Raw genomic sequence first — 13744 nt, forward strand, 5'->3', positions numbered from 1 at the left:
GCCAGAAAGGCTTTGGCCGCGAATCTGACAACAACTGGTGAGATTCAGCCCGCCCAGGCATGGGTGAGCGGCAGGAGGACGCCATCGACGGCCTGCGCGGCGAAGGCGTCGTCCAGCGGCGGCCCGATGAAGATCAGGCGGTGCCAGACGAGCGCCTCCACGACCTCGAACAGCCGTCCGGCATCGACGGCGGACGGCAGCTCGCCCCGCGCCACCGCCCGTTCCACGAGCAGCGTGGCGCCCGCCAGGTCGCGCACGGGCATGCGTTCGCGCAGGGTCCTGGCCAGCTCCTGGTGGGAGACGAGGGTCGAGGACAGGCCCATGATGAGCCCGTGCTTGCGTTCGGCCGCCGCCGCCAGCCCCCTGACCACCTCGACGAGATCGCCGCGCAGCGACCCGGTGTCGGGGACGGCAGGCACCTCCATGTCGAAGCGACGGCAGATGACCTCGACGACGAGCTCGGGCTTGCCCGCCCAGCGCCGGTAGATCGTCGCCTTGCTGGCCTTGGCCCGCCGGGCGATCTGGTCGACGGACATCCGGTCGTAGCCCATCTCCGACAGCAGGTCGAAGGTGGCGTCGAGGATGGCCTTCTCCCTGCCGGGATCCATTGGTGCCACGCGGTGTCCTTACGTGTCGGCGAACTCACCGAATCGTACGCCGGTGAGCTCGGCCGAGACGTCCCACAACCGCGCGGCCAGCGCCTCGTCCCTCGCGTCCTTGCTGGGGGTCAGCGGCTGGGACCTGGGCCCGAGGTACTCCCCTCCCCTGATGAGCGGCGAGGTGGCGGCGTACAGGGAGGGCGCCGCGCCGTCCTCGGCACTGCGCAGGAACAGCTTCAGCAGCGGCTGGAAGGGGCCCACGGAGAAGAAGTTCGTGGCCGTGGCGCCCGGATGGGTGGCCACCGCGAGCAGGGCCGAGCCGGCCCGTCGGGCCCTGCGCTGCAGTTCGAAGGTGAACAGCAGGTTGGCCAGCTTGGAGCGGCCGTAGGAGCTCGTCTTGCCGTAGCCGCGTTCGAGGGCGAGATCGTCGAAGTCGAGCCTGCCGACCTTGTGGGCGTCGCTGGCGACGGTGACCACGCGCGGGGCGGGAGCGGCCAGCAGGCGCGGCAGCAGCAGGCCGGTGAGCGCGAAGTGGCCCAGGTGGTTGGTGCCGAACTGCAGCTCGAAGCCGTCCTTGGTGAGCGTGCGCGGGATCATGCCGACGCCCGCGTTGTTGATCAGCAGGTCGACGCGGTCGACGCCCGCGGCGAACTCCCGTACCGAGGACAGGTCGGCCAGATCCAGCCGGCGGAAGACCACGTCGGCGCCCGGCACGTCGCGCAGGATGCCCGCCACGGCGGCGCCGCCGCGTTCCGGGTCGCGGGCGGCGACGGTCACCCGCGCGCCGCGCCTGGCCAGTTCACGCGCCGTGGGCAGGCCGATCCCGCTGTTGGCGCCCGTGACGATCGCTGCGAGCTCGGGCATGGAGCCTCCAGGTGTACGAAACGGTTTCGTACACCAATCTAGCGCCCCGGTCCTGGGTCGCGGAACAGCGGTACCGCCCTCCTCGCCGAGAGCGACGGCAGGAGCTAGGCGGCGCCGGTCTGGGCGCGGACCATCCGCGCGTACCACCCGTGCCGGTCGCCGAGCAGGTCGAGGCGAGCCCCGTGCTCCGCCACGCGGCCCCCGTCCAGGGCCACGACGGTGTCGAAGGACTCGAACACGCCGAACCGGTGAGTGATCATCACCGTGGTCCGTCCCGCCCGTTCGGCCAGGATCGCCTCGACGACCTCCAGCTCGGTCAGCGGGTCGAGCGCGGAGGTCGCCTCGTCGAGCACGAGCACGGACGCGTCGGCCAGGAGCGCGCGGGCCAGGGCGACGCGCTGCCGCTCGCCACCGGACAGCAGCGCCCCCCGCTCTCCCACGAGCGAGTCGTAGCCGTCAGGGAGCGCCATGATCCGCTCGTGGATCCGGGTGATCCGGCAGGCGCGCACGAGATCGTCCAGCGACGCGTCGGAGGCGGCGTACCTGAGGTTGTCGGCGACCGACCCCTGGAAGAGGAAAGGCTCCTGCGTGGCGATGCAGACCCGCCCAGGAGACGGCTGCCCGACCTCCGCCCCGTCGATCCGTACCGATCCCTCGGTGGGCGCGTGCAGCCCGGCGAGCAGGTGGCCGAGCGTCGTCTTGCCCGAGCCGCTCGGGCCGACGACCAGCGTGGTGGACCCGGCCGGGATGGCGAGGCTCACGCCGGACAACGCCGGACGGTCCTGCCGCCCCGCGCCCGCGTACCTGAACGTGGCCCCGCGGACGGTGAGCGCGCCGGGCCCGGGGGCGGGACCCGGCCGCGGACCAGGCTCGGGCTCGGACTCCGGCTCCAGGTCGAGGTAGTCGAAGACCCTCTCGAAGGCTCCCTGGGCGGAGCGGAACTCGGTGGAGACGTGCAGGAGCTGCCACAGAGGCTGGTAGAGCCTCGCCTGCAGCACGGTGAAGGCGACCAGCGTGCCAGGGGTGATCCCGTCGGTCAGGCCCGCCGCCACGAACACCAGGTAGGGGGTCAGCACGAAGAAGACGTGTCCCGCGCTCAGCACCCCCTGGGCCACCAGCCCGGAGCGTACCCCCAGCCGGGCCAGCCGCTCGCTCTCGGCGCCGAACCTGGTGGCCTCCTCCGCGCCCCTGCCGTGGACCCGGGCCAGGATGACGCCGCCCAGGCACAGACGCTCCGCCACGATGGACGACAGTTCCGCGCGAGAGCGCTGGCTGACCTCCGACAGGTTCTTGAGCGCTCGCCCCGACCGGGAGGCCACCCAGACGACGATCGGCGCGAGGATCAGGGCGGCGCCCGCGAGCAGGGGTGACAGCATCACCATCGCACCGGCCGCCACCACGAATCCGATGACGCCGGAAAGCGTGCTGGGCAGGGTGTCCTTGACGGCGTGCTCGATCTGCGCGGTGTCGTTGGCCAGCCGCGACTGGATCTCACCGCCGCGCGTCGCGGCGAAGAAGGCCAGCGGCATGCGCTGGAGGCGGCCGAACAACTCCACGCGCAGCGCATGCACCACCCGCTGCGCGACGCGCGCCGACACCCACGTCTGCCCGAGGTCCACCACGCCCACCGCGCAGGCGGTGACCGCCGCCAGACCGGCGATCAGGGCGAGCAGCGGCAGGTCGGGGCCGCCGGCGCCGAACAGCGCCCGATCGAAGACCAGCTGGGTCAGCAGCGGGACGGCGGCGTTCAGCGCGGAGTAGGCCGCGACGAGCAGGACGACGAAGCAGATGGCGAGCCGGTGCGGCATGAACAGCCGCGCGACCCTGCGCCAGGTCCCGGGCGCGGGAGGCTCCTCCGAAGCGGAGAGGGGGCGATCGTGCACGGCCGGGCCTGTCCTTGTCTGGCGATCGGACGTCCGTCCTGGTGGTCGAACGCCTGTCCTGGGATCGAAAAGAGCCCCGCCCGCCCGGGAACGGGCGGGCGGGTTTCGCTATCAGTTGTCGGTGCAGCCGAAGTGCTTGATGCAGTGGGTCAGCCGGAGCGCCTCGTTGGCACCGGGCTCAAGCTCCTGGAGCGCCTGCAGGTCCTGAACGTCGAAGGACATGGTCGTTCACCTCCTTGTGAATGCCGGGGCCGCCTGTGCCGCGGCCGCCTGTCATCGCCGTCCCCATGTGGGTACGGCGAGCCTGGGGGTCTCCTCTTCCGGCATCCACAACCGGGCGGACCGGTCGCCTAGCCGGAGAAGGAAGGCGACGATCCCCGCCGTGCCGGCGAGGAAAGTCGGGGGGAAGTCTCCATGAGGGCCGGGGACCAGCAGGCGACCGCGGTGTTCGGTCGCGCGGGTCTCCAGGCAGCCGGCCAGGTCCCGCGCCCACCGCCGGTAGCGGTCGTCGCCGGTGAACTCGGCCATGTCGAGCAGGAACTCACCGTCGCCCGGCAGCCCGTGACACGGCACCGGTCCCGACTGCCATCGGGTACGGTGCACGGCCGCCGCAGCCTTGCGCGCCAGGTCCAGCGCGGTCGGGTCGCCGGTGACACGCCAGTACCTCACGAGGAAGGAGCCGATCCCGGAGGAGCCGCTGCACCAGTGCGGCCGGCGTGGGCGCACCGTCCCCAGGTCGCCGCGCAGGGTCGGCCACCAGGCGGTGTCCCCGTCCACCTCGGCGTGTTCGTGGAGGGCGCGGGCGATCTCGTGGACGGTCGCCGTCCAGTCCGGCCGGTCGAGGGCCTGGCCGGCGTGGAGCAACGCGGTCCCGATCCCGGCGATGCCGTGCGCGAAACCGAAGTGGTTGGCCCCTGCCAGGCCGGAGTCGAACGTCTCCGGCGTCGGCCACTGCGGGTGGCCGTCGCGGTACGAGCGCGCCTCGTGCAGGTTCTGGAAGATCCCGGCGGCGCGGTCTCGCAGCGCGAGGTCACCCGAGCCCAGCGCGATGTGCAGGACCGCCATGCCGCATCCGGCCAGCCCGTGCGTCACGTCGGAGCTGGGATGGTCCGTGGGCAGCAGCCGCGCCGCCCGCACCGCGAACCGTTCCAGGTCGGCGTCGCCCAAGACCGTCGCCGCATCGTACAGCGCCCACACCGCGCCGGAGCGCCCGAAGTGAAGGCCGGGCCGCCAGACATCCTCCGCCACCAGCCGCTCCCGCAGCGAGCGGGCGAGTTCGGCGACCGCCTTCGCCTGCGGCGCGGCCCGCGTCAGGACGCCGAGGATCCCCGGCGCGCCACCGTTCACCGAGCACGGATCGACCTCCATGCCGTCGGCGACGTTGGACCACGGCGACGGGGCGCCTTCGCCCGTGTCCGCCGTCTCCACCAGGTGGGCGATCCCGTCATCGATCAGCCGGTCGATCCGCTCCGGTGGCCGGTTCCCGCGGCTGGCGTCAGCACGCTCCGGTGACCTGACCTCCCGGTCGGCGGCGGCGCGCTCCGGCGGCGCGACCTCCCGGTCGACGGTGCGCTCCGGTGACCTGACCTCGAGGTGGGAGGCGGCGGGCTCCGGTGTGAGCGCGGCGAGGAACCGCTCGCACCTGCCCAGCGACCAGCGCCGCTCCGGTTCCTCCGCCAGCAGGCCTTCCACGAGCCGCCGCAGCAGCGCGAGCGTGGGGTTGGCCGCGGCCACCCCGGCCACGCCGGCCACCGCGGGGACCCGGCCGGGGCCCGCCGGGTCCAGGTGGGCGCCGACCGCCAGGAAGTACACCATCGCGCCGAGGCTGTAGAGGTCGGCGACCGCCTCCGGCGCGGTCAGGAACTCCCCTGTGTGGCCCGCCAGCTCCGGGGCCAGGTAGCCCGGGGTCCCGCCCACCATGACGGTGGTGCCCGGCACGGCCGTGTGCTCCAGGTCGATGAGCCGTAGGTCGCCGCCGGGCGAGACCATCACGTTGTTCGGCGAAAGGTCGCCGAACACGTAGCCTCGGCCGTGCAGCGCCTTCAGCACCGCGATCAGGCGGCTGACGAGGGGCAGGACCTCCGCCGCCCCGTTGCCGAACCCGTCCTCGCCCAGCGGCCCGGCGTTCCCGTCCGACCAGCGCTGCAGCGTGACACCCTGGACGAACTCCTCGACGAGGAAGGCGTGGCCGCCCTGCTCGAAGAAGTCCACCACGGCCGGCGCGATCCCGGCCGGCGCGAGAGCCTCCAGGCAGGAACGTTCCATCGCGATCCGATCCCGCGCGTCCCTGCCGCTCAGATCGGCGCACGCGTGCGGACGCCCCTCCTTGACGACCACGTCGTGACCGGTCTTGGTGTCCTCGGCGAGGTAGACGCCGCCACGGTTCGCGTGCCGTACGGCTTCGCGGACGACGAACCGGTCGTTCAGCATGACCGCGGCCGCCCCGGGACGCCGGCTCGCCGCCGGAACCTCGAACGGGCAGGTCGCGAACGGCGGCGGGGAGAAGCGCGGCCGCCGCTCGTCGGGAACGAGCCGGCCCTCCGGCGAACGCAGCCGGATCTCGTAGAACCCGTCGTTGCCGAGCACGCGATGCCCGCTGAAGGCGCCGTAGCGGTAGTGCACGATCCCGCCTTGCCGGTACGGACGGTCGGAAAGGATCAACGGCCCGGGAAGCCCACGGGTGGCCTCGTCGAGCAGGGCCGCCAGGCGCACCGACTCGGCGTCGTCCAGCGGATAGACGGTGACGAACTTCCCGGCCTGCGCGCGGCCGCAGTGCGGTTCGAGGAACTTCCAGTAGTCGCCCAGCCGGGAGGGGAACTTGAAGGCGCAACCGGCCTCGGCGAGCACCCGCGAGACGCGGGAGAGCACCACCGGCGCGGAGAGCATCGTCGCGGAGACGTGCAGCTTCCATCCCTGGTCGGGCATCGCGTACGCGTCCGGCGTGACCTTGCACCAGAGGTCGTCCTCGGCGATCGACCAGTCCTGCGCGCCCGCTCGCCCGAGTTCGGCGCTCACGATGTCGCGCAGGACAGCCGGGTCTCCCGAACGCCCACCCACGTGATCCCCCTTCCAGCCGTCGCCGCTCTTCCCTGCGGAACCGACAGTGGTGGAGGGCTCTTGCAAATGAATGGGAAATCAATTGAATGCGAGGTTAACGCCGGTTTCCCACCCAGAAATGGCCACCATCCTCTTTATCGGCCATGTTTCACCGTGTTTTTGTCCCACCCGTTGAATGGCCAGGACATCGGAACCACCTCACCTCCGGGCTCACCCTCGACGGACACGCGCCTGACGTGCACAGGCGCGTCTCGCAGGGATGTCATGGCGAGCCAAGCGGAAGGCACGAGGGTCAGGCGACGCCGTGGAATTATCGAAATCTGTCGCGCAAGGGGATTGTGTCGACACGGAAGACAGCCTGGAACAACGCGACGCCGACACAAATCCCCGTTAATCCCGATGCCCGGCATGGAAGGTGAGACCAGCGCCCGAACGTCAACGCCGAATGACGGCCGCGCCGGCCGACAGGCGGAGTTCCAGGATGTCCTCCTCGCCGAAGGTCTGCCCGGTGGGGACGAATCCGGCGGAGAGGTAGAGGGCCTTGGCCGCGACGTTGTCGGCGCGTACGCCCAGCCGCAGCACAGGGGCGCCGAGCTCGTCCCGCACATGTGTGACGACCTGCTCGAGAGCGGCCCGGCCCAGACCCTTGCCCTGGTGAGCCTGGTCGATCATCAACCGGTACAGCCACATCTGACCGTCGTCGGGATCGGGACCGTACATCGCGAAGCCCACGGGGCGCTCGTCGTGCACCACCGCCCGGGTCATGAAGCCCGGCAAGAAGCGACTCTCCGCGATCGAGTACAGGTTCGACGCGATGAGGTCACGCTGGTCGTCGGCCACCGTCAGGTCGGCCACCTCCTCCCAGGTCTCCGGGCACAGGTCGTCGAGGCGCACATGAATCGGCATGAGACATCCCTAGCCGATCTTCATGCGGGCCGTCATGCGAATATTCGCGCGACCATCTGGGAGCCATGCGCGCGACGGTTCCGCTCAGCGTCGCCGGCCGCTGTTCCTCAATCCCGCAGTCGCGCCCGCGCGTGCGCCTCCTCCCGCCGGGCCACCTCGGCCCGCTGGTCGGCCTCGGCGAGCTTCCGGCGGGCCTTGGCCAGCTTCTTCTCCAGCGTCGCCACCTTGGCGGCCCGCTCGTCCCTCTCCCGTACGGCCTGCGCCAGCGTCTCGCGCCACTCCTCGTAGACCGCGGTCGCCTCGGCCAGCTGCCTGGCCTTGCGCTCCTCCGCCGCCCGCTGCTCCTCCTGCGAGGGTTTGCGCGCGGGAGGCGCCTTGGGCGCGGGCGCGGGGGCGAAGCCGCTGTAGCTGAGCGGCTTGGCCAGACGGCCGCGCCGTACCTGCTCGGCAGCCTCGGCGTTCACCGTCGCGGCGTCGAGCGTCTGCTCCACCTCGGGCCCCGCCGAGGGGACCAGCCGCAGCAGCCGCTGGGAGAGCCTGGCGCGCCGGTCGGTGAGCTCGCTCAACGCCGCCCTGTCCTGCGCCGCCCACGCGGCGCGCAGGTCCTCGCCCAGCTCCAGCAGTTCGGCCAGCTCGTCAGGATGGGCGCGGGCGAGCTGGTTGACCGCCCACGCGGCGACCGTGGGCTTGCGCAGCGCGGCCACCTGGCGGGCGAGCTGCGGCTGTCCCGCCTGTTTGGCCGCGCGGGCCTCCGCCTCACGCGCGGCCATGAACTCGGCCACGGGCAGCGCGTAGAGCCGGTCGGCGATCTCGTCAAGATCCACACTTGACACCTACCCCGCAGGGCGGGAGTTGTAGCGCATAGTGGAAGCAGCCCACTCGAACGGAGGCCCCGTGTTCGAGCGCTTCACCGACCATGCCCGCCGCGTGGTCGTCCTGGCCCAGGAAGAGGCGAGGACGCTCAACCACGACTACATCGGCACCGAGCATCTGCTCCTGGGCCTGCTCCGCGAGGACGACGGCCTCGCGGCGATGGTGCTGCGCGACTGCGGCGCCGACCTTCACGAGCTGCGGGCGGCGATCGAGGAGGTCGTCGAGCCGGGCCCCGCGCCGCCGGCCGGCCACATCCCCTTCACCCCGCGCGCCAAGAAGGTGCTCGAGCTGTCGCTGCGCGAGGCGCTGCAGCTCGGGCACCACCACATCGGCACCGAGCACATCCTGCTCGGGCTGATCCACGAGGGTGAGGGCGTGGCCGCCCAGGTGCTCGTCGGCCGGGGGCTCGACCTGAACAGGCTCAGGCACCGGGTGGTGCGGCGGCTCCGCCCGGGATCGCCGAGGGAACGGCTGCAGCTCGACCTCCGGCTCCGCCAGATCCAGGAGAGCCTCGAGCGGATCGAACGCCGCCTGGACGCCCTGGGCGCCGCTGCCGACCCGAAGGCCGCCGGCGATACCAGAGACACCCCCGGCGGCCAGGAGGCGCAGGACGCCTAGACCAGGGCGCCCACGGCGAGCCGGGCCTCGACGACGCCGGGGTCCTCGGTGTAGCCGAGCGTGGCGCCCAGCGAGACCATCAGCCGCCGCATGCGCGTGTTGTCCGACAGCAGGGTGGCCCGGACCTCGGCGTAACCGAGGTCCCGCGCCCCCTCCACCAGCATCCTGGCCAGTGCCGCGCCCAGACCGCGCCCCTGCCAGCGGTCCTCGACCAGCACGGCCATCTCGGCGATGCCCGGATCCGGGGTGAACATCAGGTTGGCCAGCGCCACGACCTGGCCGTCGTGACCCGCCACCAGGGAGTGCCCCCTGCCGCGGTCGCACAGCCGGTCGAACACCCGGGGAGGCAGCGCGGGCATGGAGGTGAAGTAGCGGAACCTGCGGCTCTCGGGCGAGCACCTGTCGTGGAGGTCCTTGACGGCCTCGCGGTAGATGGCGGTCAGCGGCCTGACCACGACCTCGGTGCCGTCGGACAGCCTGATCTCGCGCTCGCCGCCTGCCGGGTCGGCGGGCGGCTGGGCCAGCCGTACGAAGGAGGCGGCGCGGGCGGCCTCGGTGAGCGTGAACGGCAGCCGGCTCCTGCGCACCTTGATGGCCCGCTTGGCGGCCACGGGGACGACCAGGAGGGTCGGGTCGGGAAGATCGCGCACGGCGTCACCATAGACCCAGCGGGCGTCGTCCGCGCGCAGGAGCTCGACCAGCAGGTCGGGCAGCCGCCACGGCGCCACGCGCAGTCGCGAGGCCAGCAGCAGCGCCCTGGTGGGCTCGTCGGTCAGCTCGTGCGCGTTGGCGGCGACGACCTGGACGCGGCGTCCGCCCGCCGACTCCAGCGCCGCCTTGACCACGTCGGGACTGGCGGGAATGTCCGCGACGAACTCGTCGACCGTGCCGTCGGTGTCGGGCTGGACGCTCAGCCCGAGGATGTTGCCACCCCGCTCGGCGAGCGCGGCGGCCAGCGAGGCCAGCCTTCCGGGCCGCTCGTCAACGGTGGTACGGATGCGCAGAAATCCCATGCCGCCAGGATGCGTCCCGTTTGTTACAACCAACGGCTGAAAGTGTTTCATCGCGAATTCCGTGGCGAGATGCATGGAGATATGCGGATATAGCAGGATGTGCCCCATGAGCACGCGTGTTCCTTCGTTCAGCGACGGCTTCGTCAACGGAGACGTCTCCTACTGGCATCGTTCCCTCGGTGAGCCGCCCATCGGACCCGCCCTCGACGGCGACCGCAAAGCGGACGTGGCGATCGTGGGCGCCGGCTACACCGGGCTCTGGACGGCGTACTACCTCAAGCGGGCCAGACCCTCGCTCGACGTCGTGGTGCTGGAGAAGGAGTTCGCCGGATTCGGCGCCTCCGGGCGCAACGGCGGCTGGCTGACCGGCGACCTGGCCGGCAGCCACGAGCGCTACGCCAAGACGCACGGCGCGGAGGCCACCAGGCGGCTGCAGCGCGAGATGTACTCCTCCATCGACGAGGTGATCGCCGTCTGCGACAAGGAGGGCATCGACGCCGACATCGTCAAGGGCGGCGTGCTCAACGTGGCCAGGGGCAGCGCGCAGGCGGCCAGGCTGCGCGCCTCGGTCGCCGCGGGCGCCGCATGGGGCGTCGAGGCGACCCTGCTGAGCGCCGAGGAGCGCGAGGCCAGGTTGCGCGTGGCGGGCGCGGTCCAGGCCTCGTGGAGCCCGCACTGTGCCAGGATCCATCCGGGCAAGCTGGTGCGGGGGCTGGCGAGGGCGGTGAGGGAGGCGGGGGTCGAGATCTTCGAACGCACACCGGTCGAGGAGATCGCGCCGCACCGGGCCGTCACGCCGTACGGCACGGTCCGCGCCGACTACGTGATCAGGGCCACCGAGGGCTTCACCGCCACCATCAAGGGGCTGCGGCGGCAGTGGCTGCCCATGAACAGCTCCATGATCGTCACCGAGCCGCTTCCCGACGCCTTCTGGGACCAGGTCGGCTGGGAGGGCGCCGAACTGCTCGGCGACCTGGCCCACTACTACATGTACGCCCAGCGCACCGCCGACGGCCGCATCGCCTTCGGCGGCCGGGGCAGGCCCTACCTGTACGGCTCGCGCGTCGACGCCAGGGGGCACACCCACGAGTGGACCGTCGAGGCGCTGTGGGCGCTGCTGGTCGACTTCTTCCCCGCCGCCGCCTCCGCCAGGATCGCCCACGCCTGGTCGGGCGTCCTGGGCGTGCCGCGCGACTGGTGCTCGACCGTCCACGTGGACCACGCCACGGGCCTCGGCTGGGCCGGCGGCTACACCGGGCACGGCGTCACCACGACCAACCTGGCCGGCCGTACCCTCAGGGACCTGATCCTGGACGAGCCCGGCGAGCTCACGGCCCTGCCGTGGGTGGGCCGTGAGGTGCGCGCGTGGGAGCCCGAGCCGCTGCGCTGGCTCGGCGTCCACTCCATGTACCGCCTGTACCGCGCGGCCGACGCCCGCGAGCGCTCCACGTCCCGCACGTCCGCTCTGGCGCGCTTCGCCGATCTCATCACCGGTCACTAAGGAGTCCCGTTGCACACCCTCTTCCGCGGCGGACGCGTCTTCACCGCCACCGGATCCGCCCCCACCGACGACGCCGTGCTCGTGCGCGACGGCGTGATCGTCGCCGTCGGCGCCGAGGCCGACCTGGTACGGCAGGCGCCCGCGCACGAGACGGTCGACCTCGACGGCGGCCTGCTCATGCCCGGCGTCACGGACGCGCACATCCATCCGGTCCAGGCGGGGCTCGAGCACGCCAAGTGCGACCTGTCGGAGATCTACGGGCTGGACGCCTACCTGGCCAGGATCGCCGAGTACGCGGCGGGCTGCGACAAGGAGTGGATCGACGGCGGCGGCTGGGACATGTCCGCCTTCCCCGGCGGCCTGCCGCACCGCTCCCAGCTCGACTTCCTCGACCGGCCCGCCTACCTGATCCAGCGCGACCACCACGCGGCCTGGGTCAACACGCGCGCGCTGGAGCTGGCCGGCATCACCCGCGACACCCCCGACCCTGCCGACGGCCGGATCGAGCGTGACGCCGACGGCACCCCGAGCGGCGTGCTGCACGAGGGCGCGATGGACCTGGTGGGCCTGCTCACGCCGCGCCCGACCGCCGACGACCTCGACGCGGCGCTGCTGACCGCCCAGCGGCACCTGTTCTCCCTGGGCATCACCGGCTGGCAGGACGCGATCGTCGGCTCCTACGCCGGCTCCGACGACCAGCTGCCCACCTACCTGTCGGCGGCCAAGGCTGGGCGGCTGAAGGCCCGCGTGGTCGGCGCGCTGTGGTGGGACCGCACCCAGGGCGCCGAGCAGATCGAGTCGCTGATCGAGCGCCGGGCCATGGCCGAGGGCCTGGACAGGTTCCGCGCCGGCGCGGTGAAGATCATGCAGGACGGCATCACCGAGAACTTCACCGCCGCGGTGATCGAGCCCTACTGCAGGTGCGGCGGGACCGGCCTGTCCTACATCGACCCCGTCAAGCTGCGCGGTCACGTCGCCGAGCTCGACCGGCACGGCTTCCAGGTGCACTTCCACGCCATCGGCGAGCGGGCCGTACGAGAGGCCCTGGACAGCCTCGAGGGGACCGCGCCGGCCAACCGGCACCACATCGCGCACCTGCAGATCATCGAGCCCTCCGACGTGCCGCGCTTCGCCGCGCTCGGCGTGACCGCGAACCTGCAGCCGCTGTGGGCCACCCACCACGCGCAGATGGACGAGCTGACGCTGCCCTTCCTCGGCGAGGAACGCTCGGCCTGGCAGTACCCGTTCGCGGCGCTGCTGTCGCACGGCACCCGGCTGTGCGCGGGCAGCGACTGGCCGGTGTCGAACGCCGACCCGATCCAGGGCATGCACGTGGCGGTCAACCGTACCGAGCCGGGCGGATCCGTCCACGCGGACTACCCGACCGCGCAGACGCCGTTCCTGCCGGGCGAGCGGATCGACCTGGCCACCGTCATGACCGCCTACACGGCCGGCTCGGCGTGGGTCAACCGGTCGCCGGCGGGCTCCATCGAGCCGGGCCGTCCCGCCGACCTGGTCGTTCTCGACCGCGACCCGTTCACCCTGCCCGCCGCGGAGATCTGGACCACGCGGGTGCGGCTGACCTTCGTCGACGGAGAACCGGTCTACCAGCGCTGACCCGTTCGGGCCCGTCCGGGGCGCGAGCCCCGGACGCGCCGCTTCCGCGCTTCCCGCCGAGGGGGGGAGTCGCCCTCTGCCGCGCGAGGCCCGCAGCGGAGCGCTCAGCCCCGCGCAACGCGAAGACCCCGGCCCGTGCGGGCCGGGGTCTTCGCGTTCACCGAAGTTCTACCAGGGGGACCTGTTGGCGCGCAGGCGCTCGAGGGCCTCCTCGAGGATCGCCTTGCCGTCCTTGTCGCTCCTGCGCTCCTTCACGTACGCCAGGTGCGTCTTGTACGGCTCGTTCTTCGGGGGAGCCGGCGGCGCCGCCTCATCCTGGCCGGCAGGGAGCCCGCAACGGGGGCAGTCCCACGTCTCGGGGACCGCCGCGTCACTGGCGAAGCTGGGGCGCGTCTCATGCATGTTGGCGCACCAGAACGAGACCCGCACTCTCGGAGCTGCCTCGCCGCGCTCGGCCTCCCCCATAGGGCCGGCGCCGACTCGGCTGCCACGGATCGCGTTGCCACTACCCACGGATGAACTCCTCGCTCGATCGCCCCGCGTGCGGCGGGGGGAGAATCACTGTCACGCGTTGACGTGCTGTCAGGGTTTGAGCAGCAGGCCAAGGGCGATGATGCAGACGAACCAGACGATGCCGGTGATGATTGTCAGCCGGTCGAGGTTGCGCTCCACCACCGAGGAACCGCCGAAGCTCGACGAGAAGCCGCCGCCGAACATGTCGGACAGACCTCCGCCCTTACCCTTGTGGAGCAGCACCAGCAGGATCATCAGGCAGCTCGCCAGGATGAGGGCGATGGAGATTCCGATAATCAC

At 71.9% G+C, this 13744-nt stretch carries 11 protein-coding genes and 2 pseudogenes; 4 read left to right on the forward strand and 9 right to left on the reverse strand.

Annotated features, from left to right (window positions below; translation table 11 throughout):
* Positions 1 to 44: 44 nt before the first annotated feature.
* The 6 genes from ACWEVS_RS15600 to ACWEVS_RS15625 all read right to left on the reverse strand — a co-directional run bounded on the left by ACWEVS_RS15600 (position 45) and on the right by ACWEVS_RS15625 (position 8133).
* The gene (locus tag ACWEVS_RS15600) at positions 45 to 608 is read right to left on the reverse strand and encodes a TetR/AcrR family transcriptional regulator (protein ID WP_452417944.1); all 564 of its coding nucleotides are present in this window, start codon (positions 606 to 608) and stop codon (positions 45 to 47) included.
* 18 nt (positions 609 to 626) lie between these two features.
* A complete protein-coding gene (locus tag ACWEVS_RS15605) occupies positions 627 to 1463 on the reverse strand; it encodes an oxidoreductase (protein WP_452551987.1) in 837 nt (278 codons plus the stop codon).
* Positions 1464 to 1567: 104 nt separating this feature from the next.
* Entirely contained in the window at positions 1568 to 3346 is a 1779-nt protein-coding gene (locus ACWEVS_RS15610) for an ABC transporter ATP-binding protein (RefSeq protein WP_452551989.1), read from the reverse strand.
* A 273-nt stretch (positions 3347 to 3619) separates the two neighbouring features.
* Entirely contained in the window at positions 3620 to 6403 is a 2784-nt protein-coding gene (lanL, locus tag ACWEVS_RS15615; protein WP_452551991.1) for a class IV lanthionine synthetase LanL, read from the reverse strand.
* Positions 6404 to 6838: 435 nt separating this feature from the next.
* Entirely contained in the window at positions 6839 to 7309 is a 471-nt protein-coding gene (locus ACWEVS_RS15620; protein ID WP_452551993.1) for a GNAT family N-acetyltransferase, read from the reverse strand.
* Between the two features lie 107 nt (positions 7310 to 7416).
* Positions 7417 to 8133 (reverse strand): hypothetical protein, encoded by a 717-nt coding sequence (locus ACWEVS_RS15625; protein ID WP_354907127.1) that lies wholly within the window; start codon positions 8131 to 8133, stop codon positions 7417 to 7419.
* A gap of 70 nt (positions 8134 to 8203) precedes the next feature.
* Here ACWEVS_RS15625 and ACWEVS_RS15630 point away from each other — a divergent pair.
* Both ACWEVS_RS15630 and ACWEVS_RS15635 read left to right on the forward strand, forming a co-directional pair.
* Positions 8204 to 8351, forward strand: a pseudogene (locus ACWEVS_RS15630) (Clp protease N-terminal domain-containing protein); the annotation flags it as partial.
* Between the two features lie 83 nt (positions 8352 to 8434).
* A pseudogene (locus ACWEVS_RS15635) lies at positions 8435 to 8629 on the forward strand (Clp protease N-terminal domain-containing protein); the annotation flags it as partial.
* Positions 8630 to 8796: 167 nt separating this feature from the next.
* Here the strand turns inward: ACWEVS_RS15635 and ACWEVS_RS15640 are convergent.
* Positions 8797 to 9813: an N-acetyltransferase family protein gene (locus ACWEVS_RS15640; RefSeq protein WP_452551995.1), complete on the reverse strand. Its 1017-nt coding sequence runs from the start codon at positions 9811 to 9813 to the stop codon at positions 8797 to 8799.
* 106 nt (positions 9814 to 9919) lie between these two features.
* Here ACWEVS_RS15640 and ACWEVS_RS15645 point away from each other — a divergent pair, with 106 nt between their 5' ends.
* Together ACWEVS_RS15645 and ACWEVS_RS15650 are read left to right on the forward strand one after the other, a co-directional pair.
* Positions 9920 to 11314 (forward strand): NAD(P)/FAD-dependent oxidoreductase, encoded by a 1395-nt coding sequence (locus ACWEVS_RS15645; RefSeq protein WP_449925717.1) that lies wholly within the window; start codon positions 9920 to 9922, stop codon positions 11312 to 11314.
* Positions 11315 to 11323: 9 nt separating this feature from the next.
* Entirely contained in the window at positions 11324 to 12931 is a 1608-nt protein-coding gene (locus ACWEVS_RS15650) for an amidohydrolase (protein ID WP_452551997.1), read from the forward strand.
* Positions 12932 to 13099: 168 nt separating this feature from the next.
* Here ACWEVS_RS15650 and ACWEVS_RS15655 read toward each other — a convergent pair whose 3' ends face one another.
* Together ACWEVS_RS15655 and secG are read right to left on the reverse strand one after the other, a co-directional pair.
* Complete coding sequence (locus ACWEVS_RS15655; protein WP_354907131.1) at positions 13100 to 13444, reverse strand: RNA polymerase-binding protein RbpA; 345 nt, start codon at positions 13442 to 13444, stop codon at positions 13100 to 13102.
* Between the two features lie 69 nt (positions 13445 to 13513).
* A complete protein-coding gene (gene secG / locus ACWEVS_RS15660; protein ID WP_354907132.1) occupies positions 13514 to 13744 on the reverse strand; it encodes a preprotein translocase subunit SecG in 231 nt (76 codons plus the stop codon).

This window comes from Nonomuraea sp. NPDC003754 (assembly GCF_053605785.1).